Origin of the sequence: Pseudomonas botevensis (assembly GCF_019145475.1) — a bacterium.
In the GTDB taxonomy this organism is placed as follows: Bacteria; Pseudomonadota; Gammaproteobacteria; order Pseudomonadales; family Pseudomonadaceae; genus Aquipseudomonas; species Aquipseudomonas botevensis.
Genome location: NZ_JAHTKI010000013.1, coordinates 33,912 through 48,689, shown reverse-complemented (window position 1 = coordinate 48,689; position 14,778 = coordinate 33,912). Strand labels below are relative to the sequence as shown.

The window sequence follows — 14,778 nt, the reverse complement described above, 5'->3', positions numbered from 1 at the left end:
CATTAACCAAGGGTTAACGCGCTATCGATGATTGGCCGCAGAGCTGTGACGAGAGCATTGCTCTCCCGCCACAGGAGGTGGCTGCGCGGGTGTCAGAGCTTCCAGTCGAGGCTCAGGGTGACGGTGCGCGGATCGCCCCAGAACACGCCGTTGTAGAAGCCGACGTTGTCGTAATACTTCTTGTCGAACAGGTTATCGACGTTCAGCGACGCCGACAGATGCTGGTCGAACTCATAGCGCGACATCAGCTTGACCACCGAGTAGGCCTCCTGGTTGATGCGCGTGCGCTGGGTGCCGCCGGCAACCGGGCGGTTGGCGCTGCGGTAGATGTCGCTCTGCCAGTTCAGCGCGCCGCCCACCGTCAGGGCATGCCAGTTGCCCGGCAGGCGATAGGCGGTGGAGAGGCGGAACATGTTCAGCGGCTGATTGGTGTTGTTGCGTTGTTTCTCGCCGTTGGCCGAATGGGTGTAGGTGTAGCCGGCGGTCATGTTCCAGCCGTCAAGGATCTCGCCGGACACTTCGGCTTCAAAACCGTTGACCTTGTTGCCCTTGCCACCGGATTTGTAGAACTCCTCGCCGGTCACCGGATCCGGCGGCACCGAGTCGTCGACTTCGGCAACGTTGTCCTGCTTGCTCCAGAACAGCGCCGTGGACAGGTTCAGGCGCTCGTCGAGCAAGCTGCCCTTGAGCCCCAGTTCGTAGTTGCTGCCGACCACCGGATCGAGGTAGTTGCGGCTGGCGTCACGATTGCTCTGTGGTTTGAAGATGTCGGTGTAGCTGACATAGGCGGTGTATTCCGGCGTCAGGTCGTAGAGCAGACCGGCGTACGGCGTCCACATGTCGTTGTGTTGCTGGCTGCTGGCGTCTACTGCACTCAATTGCAGGTTGCTGTTGTAGGTGTTGGAGGTGCTGGAGGCCTTCCAGCTGCCGTAACGGCTGCCCAGCACGGCATGCAGGTCGTCGGTCAGACTCAGGCGCGTGGCGATGTATCCGGCCTTTTGCCGGGTGCTGTCCTTGCTGCCGGTGAGGCTGGTCACGGTGTCCGGGAATTTGCCGATGTCGCCCATGTACTTCCAGTCGCGGATGTTGGCGTAGTCGGCGGGGACCTGGCCGTCGACGGTGTAGGGCGAGTCCGAACGGCGTTCGGCTTCGCCGTAGCCGACCATCATTTCGTGTTCGCGGCCAAACAGCGAGTAGGGACCGGAAAGGTTGAAGTCATAAGCCTTCATGGTCTGTTCGCCGATCATGTGGCTGGTGTAGGCGATCATGCCGCTGCGGTTGGCCTCGGGGAAGCCGGCGCCGCCGTAGTAGACCTTGCCGTCGGTATCGCTCTTGCGATGGGTGTATGCGGCCTTCAAATGCCAGCCGCCGGCCAGCTGCTGATCGAGGGTGGCGAACGCGGTTTTATCCCGCAGCGGCCAGGAACTCCAGGACGTCGCCATGTTGGTCGAGCGTCCGAGGCCGGCCTTGCTGCCATCGGCGTTCCAGTACGGCACGGTGCCCCAGGACGAGCCCTGGACCTGTTTGTCCTGATAGTCGTAGCCGACCGCCAGCACGGTGGATTCGGTCAGGTCCGCCTCGAGAATCCCGTAACCGACTTCCCGTTGAAGCGCATATTTGTCGCGGAATGACTGACTGTCGCGATACGCCAGCACACTGCGCCCGCGCAGACGCCCGTCGAACGCCAGCGGGCCGCCCACGTCCACGTAGCTGTAGTAATCGTCATAGCTGCCACCGCTGACCCCGGCCTGCGCCTGCCACTGGGCCGTGGGTCGCTTGCGCACCATGTTGATGGTGGCTGACGGATCGCCGGCACCAGTGGTCAGGCCGGTGGCGCCGCGCACCACTTCGATACGGTCGTAGATGATGGTGTCCGAGTCGGACTTCATGCGGTCGAAGGTGTTCAACATGCCATCGATCTGGAAGTTGTCGATGGTGTAGCCGCGAGACGAATAGCTCACCCGGTCCGAGTCGTTGTGCTGGACCACCACGCCAGTGGTCTGGCTCATCGCCTCGGTCAATGTACCGAGTTTGAAATCATCCATTTGCTGACGGGTGACTACCGACACCGATTGCGGGGTTTCCTTGATCGACAGGTTCAGACGTGTCGCGGTGCTCATGGCGCCGGTGGTGTAGGACTGGGTGTTTTCGGTGGTGCTGCCCAGGCCTTGGGCGGTGACGCTGGTCGAGGCCAGTTCCAGCGCCGGAGCGGCGGGTTCCGGCTGATTTTCGGCGTCGGTTTCAGCCAGCAGATCCGGGCTCAGGGCAACACTGCACAGGCCCAGCGTGAGGGTCATGGAACGGGTAAAGGGCGCGAACATCGCAGCCGACTCCTTGTCTTCGAGGGGAAAAAATCCGTTGGTTCAAAGACGAAACAGGGGAGTGCGATTTAGTAACAAACGAGAAATATTGTTATTTGGAAATGTGACGGACACAAAAAAGGGGCCGTTGCAGGCCCCTTGTGCGCATCAGTGCTGGACCACTTCGGCCGTGGCACCGGCGGGTTTTTTCGGCTTCATCAGGCTGAAGTCGATCAATGGCCGCTGCTCACGTTCGTAAGGGTTGCCGATCATCAGCGGACGGGCGACGAAGTCTTTGCTGACCAGGCTTTTGCTGCGGTCGAGCTCGTCGAAACTCAAGCCGGCCAGGTCGGCCCAGGTGTGGATCAGGTGCGAGCTGCTGTAGGGGCGGCTCAGATCGCCGGCAAAATTCCAGTCGTGGGTTTCACGCCATTTCGGCGACGCCCAGGCCATGAACGGAATGGTGTACATCGGCGCCGTCGGCTTGTTCTCGTTGCGGCCGAGGGTGCCATGGCCCGCCGAGTCGAACACGTCTTCGCCGTGGTCGGAGAGGTACAGCAGGAAGCCGTTCGGATCGGACTTGGCGTAGTCCTTGATCAGGCTGGACACCACGAAGTCGTTGTACAGCACCGCGTTGTCGTAGCTGTTGTAGGTCGGCACCTGGTCGTCACGCACGCCGGGCGGTACGCCGTTGCGATCCTGGAACTTGTCGAAGCTCGGCGGATAGCGGTACTGGTAGCTCATGTGTGTACCGAGCAGATGCACGACGATCAGCTTGCGCGGCGCCGCGTCGGCCAGGGCCTTGTTGAACGGCTCGATCACGTCGCCGTCGTACTGGGCGGCGTTCTGGTTGCGGTTGTTGTTCAGGTACACCTGCTCGTCCGCCTGTTCGGAAAACGTGGTGAGCATGGTGTTGCGCTTGGTCATGGTCTGCTGGTTGGTGATCCAGAAGGTCTTGTAGCCGGCCTGTTTCATCATGCTGACCAGCGATGGCGTGGACAGGTACAGATCCGGGTTCTCTTCGTCGGCGAAAGTCAGCACCTGCTGCAGCGCCTCGATGGTGTAAGGGCGCGGGGTGATGACATTGTCGAAGACCGCCAGTTGATCCTTGAGCTTGTCCAGTTCCGGGGTGGTCTTGCGCGGGTAGCCGTAGAGGCTCATGCGCTGACGGTTGGTCGATTCACCGATCACGAGTACCAGGGTCTGGGGCTGATTGGCGCCGGCATCCTTGAGGTTATGCAGCGGCGGGATCTTGCTGGCGCTGTCGAGCATGCCTTGCATTTCGCCCAGGGTTTCGAGGTAGCGGCGATAGGCCACGACCATCTGCCATGGCACAGCGGGTTCGATGCGGGTTTCGAATTTCTCCAGGCCGCCGGCGAAGCTGCCGGTGCGCTGGGTCTGCTTGATCAGCGGGTAACCGACCACCGCCACCAGAATCGCCATCGCCGCGACCAGAGCGCGGCCACGGGGCATGTACACCGGGCGCAGGCGGGTCCACAGGAAGTAGGCAAAAGCGGTGTGCGCGAGGAATGCCGGGATCATCCACCAGGCAAAGTATTGAGTCATGTACTCGCCGGCTTCAGAGATGTTCGACTCGAACATGATGAAGATGACGCTCTGGGAAAACTCCTGCTGATAAATGAAGAAATAGCCCAGGCTGGCCATCGAGCAGACCCACAGCACCACGCCGATCAATGCGGCGAGCAGGCGGGTACGCTGGGGAAACAGCAGCATCGGCGCCAGCCACACCGCGCTCATCACGAACGCCTGGCGGAAACCGGTGAAGCCTGAAGTGCCGGTCAGTTGAATCAGCAGTTGGGTAATGCCGGAGAAGTACCAGAAAAACACGAACAGCCAGATGAAACCGGCCCAATCAAAACCTGCCGCAGACGTTTTGCTGCGCTTGAACATTGCCATTCAGCACTCCAGCCAATCATTGCAACCACCGCCGGACGCTTCGTGAAAAGAGAGCATGAAAACCGACGAACGGGGGCCGCGCGGACACGCACGGCCAGAATCGGCGGAGTATCAACAAGGGAGTGTGAAAACTTTGTTAGTTGCGCGAACGCGCACAGGGTGAATCATGTCGGGAACGACAGAGGCCGCTCCCGAAACGGGCGGGGATCAGGCGTGGGGAGAACGCTGTACGACCGGCAAGGGCTGCGGCTGGGCGCCCTGGAGCATCAGGCGCAGTTGCGCCAGTTCCTGCTTCAGTTGATCGCGTTCGTCTTTCAACTGACGCAGTTCATCGCGACGGATCGTGACATACAGGGTTTGTGGCGGCATTGCTGTGTGTACTGTGCCCATTGCTCACCTCGCAAATGGCGTGTCTCAACTGTAGGTCAGCCCCGGTTCGGGACGCTGACTTACTATCGGCGCGGATTTTGATTTCTTTTGTCCGCTAATGGAACTTTTTTATTTTTCATGGTCGTTGTGTCTTCGGCACGTTTCCCGACGTTATCAGTCTGGATCGGGCACAATGCCCGGAAACTTCAACCCGACGCTCTGGACTAACCTCCATTAGTCGCGTTGGGCTATAACCTTTGACACACTTTTATTTGTAGTAAGGAGCATCAGCACATGCAACTCGGGATTATTGGACTGGGCCGCATGGGCGGCAATATTGCGCGGCGCCTGATGCTCAACGGTCACACCACCGTTGTTTACGACCGCAATACCGCTTTTGTCGACGCCCTGGCAGCCGAAGGCTCCACCGGCGTCGCCGACCTTCCAGCCCTGGTCGCCGGCCTCGCCAAGCCGCGCGCGGTCTGGGTCATGCTGCCAGCCGGCGCACCGACCGAAGACACCATCGAAACCCTGAGCAACCTGCTCGAAGCCGGCGACACCATCATCGACGGCGGCAACACCAACTATAAGGACGACATCCGTCGGGCCAAGACCCTGGCCGAGAAGGGCCTGCATTACATCGACGTCGGCACCTCCGGCGGCGTCTGGGGCCTGGAGCGCGGCTACTGCATGATGATCGGCGGCGATGCCGAGACCGTCAGCCGTCTCGACCCGCTATTCAAGACGCTGGCGCCAGGCATGGGCGACATCCCGCGTACCAAGGATCGCAAGTCCGATGACCCGCGCGCCGAGCACGGCTACATTCACGCCGGCCCCGCCGGTGCCGGGCATTTCGTGAAGATGATTCACAACGGCATCGAGTACGGCATGATGCAGGCCTTCGCCGAGGGCTTCGACATCCTCAAGACCAAAAACAGCGAGCGTCTGCCGGAAGATCAGCGTTTCGACCTGAACGTCGCCGATATCGCCGAAGTCTGGCGTCGCGGCAGCGTGGTGTCGTCCTGGCTGCTCGACCTGACCGCCGACGCGCTGGCCAGCGACCCGAAACTCGACGGCTTCTCCGGTTCGGTTGCCGACAGCGGCGAAGGTCAATGGACCATCGAAGCGGCCATGGAACAAGCGGTGCCGGTGCCGGTGCTGTCCAACTCGCTGTTCTCGCGCTACCGCTCCCGTGGTCAGGGCACCTTCGGCGACAAGATTCTCTCGGCCCAGCGCTTCGGCTTCGGCGGCCATGTGGAGACTGCGAAGAAATGACCCATACGATCCGCAGGAAATCCAAGGCAGAACCCGCGCCGCCGACCACGCTGTTTCTGTTCGGCGCCCACGGTGATCTGGTCAAGCGCCTGCTCATGCCGGCGCTGTACAACCTGAGTCGCGACGGCCTGCTGGATGATGGCCTGCGGATCGTCGGCGTTGACCACAACGCCATCACGGATGAAGCCTTCGCCCAAAAACTCGAAGATTTCATCCGTACCGAAGTGGCGGCGAAGGTCGGCAAGGGCGATCAGATTCTTGATCCGGCCTTGTGGGCCAAGCTCGCCAAAGGCATCAGCTACGTCCAGGGCGATTTCCTGGACGACAGCACTTATTCAGCGCTGGCGGCGAAAATCGCCGGCAGCGGTACGGGCAATGCGGTGTTCTATCTCGCCACCGCGCCGCGTTTCTTCAGCGAAGTGGTGCGTCGCCTCGGCGCCGCCGGCCTGCTCGAAGAATCCCCCGATGCGTTCAGAAGGGTGGTGATCGAAAAGCCGTTCGGCTCCGATCTGGAAACCGCCGAGGCGTTGAACGCCTGCCTGCTCAAGGTGATGACGGAAAAGCAGATCTACCGGATCGATCACTACCTGGGCAAGGAAACCGTGCAGAACATCCTGGTCAGCCGGTTCTCCAACAGCCTGTTCGAAGCCTTCTGGAACAACCATTACATCGACCACGTACAGATCACCGCCGCCGAAACCGTCGGCGTGGAAACCCGTGGCAGTTTCTACGAACACACCGGCGCATTGCGCGACATGGTGCCCAATCACCTGTTCCAGTTGCTGGCGATGGTCGCGATGGAGCCGCCGGCCGCTTTTGGCGCCGACGCGGTACGTGGCGAGAAGGCCAAGGTAGTCGGGGCGATTCGCCCCTGGACCACCGAAGAGGCGCGGCAGAACTCGGTACGCGGCCAGTATCGCGCCGGCGAGCTTGATGGCAAGCCGCTGGCCGGCTATCGCGAGGAAGCCAACGTCTCGCCCGACAGCACCACGGAAACCTACGTGGCGCTCAAGGTGATGATCGACAACTGGCGCTGGGTCGGCGTGCCGTTCTACCTGCGCACCGGCAAGCGCATGAGCGTGCGCGACACCGAAATCGTCATCTGCTTCAAACCGGCGCCTTACGCGCAGTTCCGCGACACCGAAGTCGACGAATTGCAACCGACCTATCTGCGTATCCAGATCCAGCCCAATGAAGGCATGTGGTTCGACCTGCTGGCCAAACGGCCGGGGCCGGCGCTGAACATGGCCAACATCGAGCTGGGTTTTGCCTACAAGGACTTCTTCGAAATGCAGCCGTCGACCGGCTACGAAACCCTGATCTACGACTGCCTGACCGGCGATCAGACGCTGTTCCAGCGCGCCGACAACATCGAGAACGGCTGGCGCGCGGTGCAACCGTTCCTCGACGCCTGGCAACAGGATGCCAGTGTGCAGACCTATGCCGCTGGTGAAAACGGCCCGCAAGCGGCCGACGACCTGCTGACTCGCGATGGTCGCGTCTGGCATGGCCTGGGATGAGTAAGCCGACGCAACAGCCCATCCGTTTTTTGCTGAGTGACATGGACGGCACTTTGCTGCTGCCCGATCACAGCCTGAGCCAGCGCACCATCGAGGCCGTTCGCTCCCTGCGTGAGGCTGGTGTGCTGTTCAGTCTCGCTACCGGCAGGCCGCCCAAGGCCATGCTGCAACAGATCGAAGCCCTGGGCGTCGATCTGCCGACAGCGGCGTTCAATGGCGGCACCCTCGTCAAACCGGACGGCAGTTTGCTGGTCGCCCATTACCTGCCGGCCACGGCGGCGTTGACCGCGCTGGCGCTGTTCGCCGATCAGGCGGAAGTCGAAATCTGGGTGTTCAGCGGTGGTGACTGGTTGCTCAAGGATCCCCACGGGCCGATGGTTCCGCGCGAGCAGCAGGGCCTCGGTTATCCGCCGGTAGTGGTGGAGAGCTTCGAGCCGTATCTGGAGCGGATCGACAAGATTGTCGCCACGAGTAACAACACACAGTTGCTGATCGAGCTGGAGGCGCAGTTGTTGCCAAAGGTCGAGGGATTGGCGCAGGTGTCGCGCTCGCAACCGGTCTATCTCGACGTGACGGCGGTGGAGGCCAACAAGGGCACGGCGCTGGCGACCCTCGCCGAATACCTCGGCGTGCCTCTGGAGCAGACCGCTGCGATGGGTGACGGCGGCAATGATCCGGCGATGTTCCATTGCGCCGGGTTGTCGATTGCCATGGGTCAGGCAGAAGACGCGGTGAAGCGTCAGGCTGACGTAGTGACCGGGGCGAATACCGAGGACGGCGCGGCGCAGGCCATCGAAAAATACATCCTTGCGCGCTGACACCCGAAAAGCCAGTGTGGGAGTAGGGTTGCCCACTCCCACCGTGTTCAGGCGGCAGGCTCAGAGCCAGTAACTCACCGCATACCAGCCCAGCACACCCATCACCACGGTGTACGGCAACGCCATCCACACCATCCGCCCATAGGACAGACGCACCAGCGGTGCGATCGCCGAGGTCAGCAGAAACAGGAACGCGGCCTGCCCATTCGGCGTTGCCACGCTCGGCAGGTTGGTGCCGGTGTTGATCGCGATCGCCAGCGTCTCGAAATGCTCGCGGCTCATGTGGCCGGCGAGGAACGCCTGCTTCACTTCGGTGATGTAAATGGTCGCGACAAACACGTTGTCGCTGATCGCCGACAGCAGGCCGTTGGCGATGTACAACATCCCCGGTTGCTGATCGGCCGGCAGGGTCAGCACCCAATGGATCAGCGGTGCGAACAACTGTTGATCGTGGATCACCGCCACCACGGCGAAGAACACCACCAGCAGCGAAGTGAACGGCATGGCGTCCTTGAACGCGTTGCCCAGGCGATGCTCGTCGGTGATGCCGGTGAAGGCGGTGATCAGCACGATGACCATCAAACCGATCAGGCCGACTTCGGCAATGTGAAACGCCAGTCCGGCAATCAGGATCAGCGCCGCCAGGCCTTGCACCAACAGCGCGGCGCGTTGGCGTGGAGTGCGTTCGGCGTTGTCTTCGGCGGCGTAGTTGGCCAGCACCGCGCGGACATTCTCCGGCAGCAAGGTGCCATAGCCGAACCAGCGCAGTTTCTCCAGCAGCACGCAGGTCACCAGGCCGGCCACCAGCACCGGCAGGGAAACCGGCGCGACTTTCTGGAAGAACTCAGCGAAGTGCCAGCCCATCTCATGGCCGATCAACAGATTCTGTGGTTCGCCCACCAGCGTGCAGACGCCACCCAGCGCGGTGCCGACGGCGCCATGCATCAACAGGCTGCGCAGAAAGGCGCGGAATTGCTCCAGGTCTTCGTGGTGCAGCGCGGGCATGTGTTGATCGTCGCTGAACTCGCTGTCCTGACGCGGATCGTTGCCGGACGCCACGCGGTGGTAAACCGCATAGAAGCCGACGGCAGCGCTGATGATCACAGCGGTAACGGTCAAGGCATCGAGAAACGCCGAAAGAAAGGCTGAGAGAAAGCAGAACATCAACGCCAGCGCGGCTTTCGAGCGCACACCCAGCAACAGCCGCGAGAACAGAAACAGCAGCAGATCCTTCATGAAGTAAATGCCGGCGACCATGAACATCAGCAGCAGAATCACCGGGAAGTTGTGCTGCAACTCCTCGTACAGCGCCTGCGGCGTGGTCATTTTCAGCAACAGCGCTTCGATCAACAGCAAGCCGCCGGGCATCAGCGGATAACACTTGAGCGCCATGGCCAGGGTGAAAATGAATTCGATCACCAACAGCCAGCCGGCGGCGACCGGGCCGACCGTGAAGAACACCAGGGCATTGAGGATCAGAAACCCGACGATGCACGCCTTGTACCAGCGGGGCGAGTGCCCGAGAAAGTTGTGCGCGAACGCCTGGGCCATTGAGCCGGACATCGGCTGCTCCTTGTTTTTAAGAAGCGCGCAAGTTGCCGTAAGCGTTCGTGAAGATCAAGTGTGGGAAGTTTCCGTTTATTGATTCAGATAACGCGCCACAACCGCACGGTAATTGCCGTCGAGAGAATAGCCGCCTACCAGGATGTCACCTTGCGCCTGTACCGCCAGGGTCGTGGCGGTATCGAGGCTGCGGCCCAGCCGGGTGCGCAGCCAGCCACCCTCGGCGAAGGACGGATCCAGGCTGCCGTCGGCCCGATAGCGGGCGACGATGAAATCGGCCTCGAACCCGCCAATGGTGGCGCCCACCGCTATGATTCGTCCGTCTTCCATGCGTTGCGCGGCGGTCCATTGGCAACCGCTGTGGCCGATGTCCAGCAAATGCGCCTGGCCGGCATTGCAGTGCAAATCCGCGCGGCCATTGTTGTGGACCGTGTAGGCCACGCAGCGGATCGGGTCGCGACTGCTGCCAAAGCAATGGAGGTGGCCTGCCGATTCGATGACCTGGCTGACCTGGCTGCTCTGCCCATGGGCCTTGAACGCGAGGAAACCATATTCGGCAAAGCGTTCGTCGAGTCGGCCATCGGGCAGATAACGTGCGAGCAAGCCTTCCTGGGGAAAGTCGATCGAACCGGCCACCACGATGCGTCCGTCCTCTTGCAACAGCAGGCTGCTGAGCCACGTATTCAGCAGCAAGTGGCGGATCATCACGAAACCGCGTCCGTTGAACGTGTCATCCAGATGACCGTCAGGTGTGAGGCGGATCAGCATGCCGGCGTAGTCGGAGAATTCGAAGTGATGATTGGCGATCAACAGGATGTGACCGTCGTCCTGTACGGCGAAATCGCAGGCTTCGGCCCCCGGCACGCCGGGTGGCAGCCACGGATCGCGGGTGCCCATGGAGAGGTCGGCCGGCAGGCGCACGACTTGCCGGCCGTTGTCGCCGAAGCTCGGGTCCGGTCGCCCCTGGGCATCGAACAGCGCCAGGGCGGGAAGGGTGCGATGAGCGTTTTCGTAATGCAGGCCCGCCAGCAGAATCCGCCCGTCGGGCAGCACCTGGACTTTGCCGGCCGTGGCTTCGAAACCGGCGGCAAACTGGCCGACCACACTGCCTTGATAACCGAAGCTCAAGTCGGCCGAACCATCGCTGAGCAAGCGCGCCAGGCCGAAACGACTGCCTTGCACCGTGCCGACCTTGGCGGCAACGAGGATCCGGCCCTGCGGGTCGAGCGCCAGCCCTTGAGTCATGCTCGACAGGCTGTCGGCGAAATACACTTGCGCGACGCCGTGGGCGGCGAATTGTTTATCGAGATATCCGGCGGTATTCGCTAGCGTCGGTAGCGCAATAGCGTTCTGAGTGGGCATGCACGCTTCTCCTTGCGAGTCGACCAATGCCCGGGTGCCGGGTGGGTAACTGCACAGCGAAACATTCAATCCCTGAACGGGTGCAAGTACAACTGACAGAACTAACAGGTGGAGGGTCGCACTGTGCCAGAACAGTGTCTTTGGGAACCAGTCGCAAGCCTGCCAAGCAATAAGGCCGGAAACTGTCGAAAACTTATACAAGCGCCAAAGATAAAAGACTGTTTGGCAACTAATATAAAAGAGGCGATGGAGATGATTTGAATGTCATCTCCATCGCCTTTTTATCAATGTGGCATCGACCACGATTGCAGGGCATAACCTTCTTCGCTGAGCTCGGCGCGGGCCTGCTGCAGCAGGCATTCGAGCTGGGCCGGATCGGAATAGGCGCTGCTTGGAATCTGCGTGCGGCCGATGTGCGAATTGGTGCGGTCGATAACGGTCAGGCTGAGTTCGCCATTGCCGTCTTGTGGCGCCCAGGCCACGCATTGGAAGGGTTCAAATGCGCGGTTGGCAATCAAAAGAGCTTCGTTGATACGGAGCGGGGCGGTCATGGGATCTTCTCTCTGTAGTGCCCAATCAAGTGATGTGCCGTCGGTTGGGCTTACCGTTCGGCGAGTTACTTGTACTGATGCACGCAACCGGGTGGCGGGTCACAAACGATTTAAAGAAATTTCAACTTTCTTTCGTAAGAATTGCTTTGCGTCAGTTTTTGAAAGCCTGGTGAAAGAATCAATTCGATAGGCAACTAACCAAGCCTGTTCTTATAACTCGTTGTATTGCATGCCTATAAGCAATTGATACAAGGCGCCGTCAAATTCTTGCTAACGTTACAGTCAGGTCTGCCAAATGACTGTTTTTAAAACCAATTCCTATAATTTGGCGCCAAGGAACAGTCATGAGCGAAGCGCCTGCGTTACGACGTTTACTGGTGGTCGATCCTTGCGATGACTGCCACCGCCTGTTACCCGGTTTGCGTGCGGTAGGCTGGGATGTCGACAGCTGTAACCTGGAGAATGCCGCCGATCGCAGTTGCGATGTCGGGTTGCTGCGATTGCAGCCTGTTCACCTGGATCGGCCCGAGGCCGTCAAAGAGTTGATCAGCCGCAGCGGCACCGAATGGATCGCCGTACTGAACCAGGAAATGCTGCGTTTGCAGAATGTCGGCGATTTCGTCTGCGAATGGTTTTTCGACTTTCATACCTTGCCGTTCGACGTCTCCCGGGTGCAGGTCACTCTGGGCCGCGCCTTCGGCATGGCGCGCCTGCGCGGGCAGGGCAATATTCATGTCGACCAGCGTGAACACGAGTTGCTCGGCGACAGCAAACCGATCCGCGAATTGCGCAAATTGCTGAGCAAACTGGCGCCGACCGAATCGCCAGTGCTGATTCGCGGTGAAAGCGGCACCGGTAAGGAACTGGTCGCGCGCACGCTGCACCTCCAGTCCCAGCGCCACAGCAAGCCGTTTGTCGCCATCAACTGCGGGGCGATTCCCGAACACCTGATCCAGTCCGAGCTGTTCGGCCATGAAAAGGGCGCCTTCACCGGCGCCCATCAACGCAAGGTCGGGCGCATCGAGGCGGCCAACGGCGGCACGCTGTTTCTCGACGAAATCGGCGACCTGCCGCTGGAGTTGCAAGCCAACCTGCTGCGTTTCCTCCAGGAGAAACATATCGAGCGAGTCGGCGGCAGCCAGCCGATCCCGGTGGATGTGCGGGTGCTGGCGGCGACCCACGTCGATCTGGAAGCGGCCATCGAGAAAAAACGCTTCCGCGAAGACTTGTATTACCGGCTCAACGTCCTGCAAGTGGTGACCGCGCCGTTGCGCGAGCGACATGGCGATCTGTCGATGCTGGCCAACCATTTTTCCCACTTCTACAGCCATGAAACCGGCCGCCGTCCACGCAGTTTCAGCGAGGACGCGTTGATTGCCATGGGCAAGCACGACTGGCCGGGCAACGTCCGTGAACTGGCCAACCGCGTGCGCCGTGGCCTGGTGCTGGCCGAAGGGCGGCAGATCGAAGCCCGCGACCTGGGGCTGATGAGCCAGCAATCGATCACCGCGCCGATCGGCACCCTCGACGACTACAAGAACCGCGCCGAACGCCAGGCGTTGTGCGATGTGCTGAACCGGCACAGCGACAACCTGAGTGTGGCGGCCAAAGTGCTAGGGGTATCCCGGCCGACGTTCTACCGCTTGCTGCACAAACATCAGATCCGCTAGAAACGAAAGATCGCCGCCTTCGCTCGTTCCATTCAGGATCCGGCGAAGGCGGCGATCGGTTGCAAAGAGAAGCCCCGCATCGGCGGGGCTTTTTGCATCAGAAGTAGTACGGGAATTTCAGGCTGAAGGAGAAGTCCGGGGCATCGTCGGTCATGCCGATGGACAGGTTGGGCACGATGGTCAGGTTGTCGGTGGCCGCAATGGTCATGCCGACGTTGAAGTAACCGGCGTTGGCGTCGCTGGACACCACCGATTCCCAATCCCCGCCATCCTGTTTCAGCTTGCTCTTGCGTTGCACAAGGTCAGACACCGAGAACGACATACTCATTTTCTCGTTCAGAGCGAAAGCCACACCGGCACCGATCTGGAAGCTGTCGCCAATGCGTACCTTGCCCGGGTTTTTCTGGTTGACGGTCGAACTGATGTCGTCGAACGACTCCTCGAAGTTGTGGGTGTAGGACAAGCTGCCGAACAACACCGCAGGGTCGAACGTCTTGACCAGCGAGATGCCCGGGGTGATCGACCAGACGCCGTTGCCCGTCGGCAGGGTGTCAGGCACGAACAGGTTCGAGTTGGCGTCGGTCTGGCGCAGCTTGATACCGAACGGATCCTTGCCGGTGGGTGCCTTGACCCGCAAGGAAACCACCGCATCCGGGGTGTTGACCGACTCGTCCATGAACTTGTAGGCGACCCCGAAGTTGACGTCGCCGATGGTCGGGTCGCGAGAGACGTCCTGCTCGGTGGTGACGTTGGAGGCGCCACCGTTGCCGCCGCCGGACTGGTACGTCGATTCGCGATACACGACCGGCACGTTCAGGTCGAACTGCCAGCGGTTATCGAAGTTGTAGCGGCCGGTGAGGTCCAGGGTCCAGGTATCGGCCTTGATCCGGTCGAGGTTGATGTTGCCCAGGAAGATCGAGTCCAGTGCCAGGAAGCCGTTGAGGATCAGTTGGCGGGTGTCGTAGCGCGAGTAGGTGATACCCGTCTCGAAGCTGAACTTGCCGCCGCCGAAGAAGCCGCTGGCCTCGTCGTACAGGTTGGACACGCTCTGTGCCGGTTGGGAATCATCGGCCAGTGACTGGCCATAGGAAGCGCCACTGCCCCCGGCGGCGCCTCCTGATGCCGCAGCGGCCCCCGTGCCGTTGGCTACCCGGTTGCCTTTCATGTCCGAAGGCGATTTGGCCAGGCGTTTTGGGGGCGGTGAGGCGGGTTGATCCTCGACCTGGCGAACCCGTTGTTCGAGTACCGCCAGGGCCTTTTGTTGTACTTCGTATCGTTGCTTAAGCTCCAGAAGTTCCTGTTTCAGGGCTTCTACATCTGCGTCGGGGGCTGCTTGCAGCATCGCCGCAGGTAGAAGAGTACTCAAACAAACAGCGGCACGCAGTGAAACTGATCGATACATGAATAAGCCGTCCCTTTAAGCCCAATGATCG

At 60.8% G+C, this 14,778-nt stretch carries 11 protein-coding genes; 4 read left to right on the top strand and 7 right to left on the bottom strand.

Annotation, left to right across the window (positions count from 1 at the left end):
- Nucleotides 1-92 precede the first annotated feature (92 nt).
- From KVQ74_RS17640 to KVQ74_RS17630, 3 genes are all read right to left on the bottom strand, one after another.
- On the bottom strand, nt 93-2,321 hold the full coding sequence (locus tag KVQ74_RS17640; protein ID WP_217832455.1) for a TonB-dependent siderophore receptor: 2,229 nt from the start codon (nt 2,319-2,321) through the stop codon (nt 93-95).
- Nucleotides 2,322-2,468: 147 nt separating this feature from the next.
- Nucleotides 2,469-4,217, bottom strand: a complete 1,749-nt coding sequence (locus KVQ74_RS17635) for a phosphoethanolamine transferase CptA (protein WP_217832454.1) — start codon at nt 4,215-4,217, stop codon at nt 2,469-2,471.
- Nucleotides 4,218-4,424: 207 nt separating this feature from the next.
- Complete coding sequence (locus KVQ74_RS17630; protein ID WP_217832453.1) at nt 4,425-4,607, bottom strand: DUF6026 family protein; 183 nt, start codon at nt 4,605-4,607, stop codon at nt 4,425-4,427.
- A gap of 273 nt (nt 4,608-4,880) precedes the next feature.
- On the opposite strand from KVQ74_RS17630, the gene gnd reads away from it, so the two are divergent.
- From gnd to KVQ74_RS17615, 3 genes are read left to right on the top strand one after another with little or no spacing between them, the layout of a single operon-like run.
- On the top strand, nt 4,881-5,861 hold the full coding sequence (gene gnd, locus KVQ74_RS17625; protein WP_217832452.1) for a phosphogluconate dehydrogenase (NAD(+)-dependent, decarboxylating): 981 nt from the start codon (nt 4,881-4,883) through the stop codon (nt 5,859-5,861).
- Nucleotides 5,858-7,381: a glucose-6-phosphate dehydrogenase gene (gene zwf / locus KVQ74_RS17620; protein ID WP_217832451.1), complete on the top strand. Its 1,524-nt coding sequence runs from the start codon at nt 5,858-5,860 to the stop codon at nt 7,379-7,381. The genes gnd and zwf overlap by 4 nt, the downstream gene beginning before the upstream one ends.
- Complete coding sequence (locus KVQ74_RS17615) at nt 7,378-8,199, top strand: HAD family hydrolase (protein ID WP_217832450.1); 822 nt, start codon at nt 7,378-7,380, stop codon at nt 8,197-8,199. The genes zwf and KVQ74_RS17615 overlap by 4 nt, the downstream gene beginning before the upstream one ends.
- 60 nt (nt 8,200-8,259) lie before the next feature.
- Here KVQ74_RS17615 and nhaB read toward each other — a convergent pair whose 3' ends face one another.
- The 3 genes from nhaB to KVQ74_RS17600 all read right to left on the bottom strand — a co-directional run bounded on the left by nhaB (nt 8,260) and on the right by KVQ74_RS17600 (nt 11,675).
- Nucleotides 8,260-9,762, bottom strand: coding sequence for a sodium/proton antiporter NhaB (gene nhaB, locus KVQ74_RS17610; RefSeq protein ID WP_217832449.1), 1,503 nt, complete (start codon nt 9,760-9,762; stop codon nt 8,260-8,262).
- A gap of 75 nt (nt 9,763-9,837) precedes the next feature.
- The gene (locus KVQ74_RS17605) at nt 9,838-11,124 is read right to left on the bottom strand and encodes a hypothetical protein (RefSeq protein ID WP_217832448.1); all 1,287 of its coding nucleotides are present in this window, start codon (nt 11,122-11,124) and stop codon (nt 9,838-9,840) included.
- Nucleotides 11,125-11,408: 284 nt separating this feature from the next.
- Nucleotides 11,409-11,675 carry a hypothetical protein gene (locus tag KVQ74_RS17600; protein WP_217832447.1) on the bottom strand — a complete coding sequence of 89 codons (267 nt, stop codon included), beginning with the start codon at nt 11,673-11,675 and terminating at the stop codon, nt 11,409-11,411.
- A gap of 344 nt (nt 11,676-12,019) precedes the next feature.
- Between KVQ74_RS17600 and KVQ74_RS17595 the strand changes: the two genes are divergently transcribed.
- Nucleotides 12,020-13,345, top strand: coding sequence for a sigma-54 dependent transcriptional regulator (locus tag KVQ74_RS17595; RefSeq protein ID WP_217832446.1), 1,326 nt, complete (start codon nt 12,020-12,022; stop codon nt 13,343-13,345).
- A 97-nt stretch (nt 13,346-13,442) separates the two neighbouring features.
- Here the strand turns inward: KVQ74_RS17595 and KVQ74_RS17590 are convergent, their stop codons facing one another.
- On the bottom strand, nt 13,443-14,747 hold the full coding sequence (locus KVQ74_RS17590; RefSeq protein WP_217832445.1) for an autotransporter outer membrane beta-barrel domain-containing protein: 1,305 nt from the start codon (nt 14,745-14,747) through the stop codon (nt 13,443-13,445).
- Between the last annotated feature and the right edge of the window lie 31 nt (nt 14,748-14,778).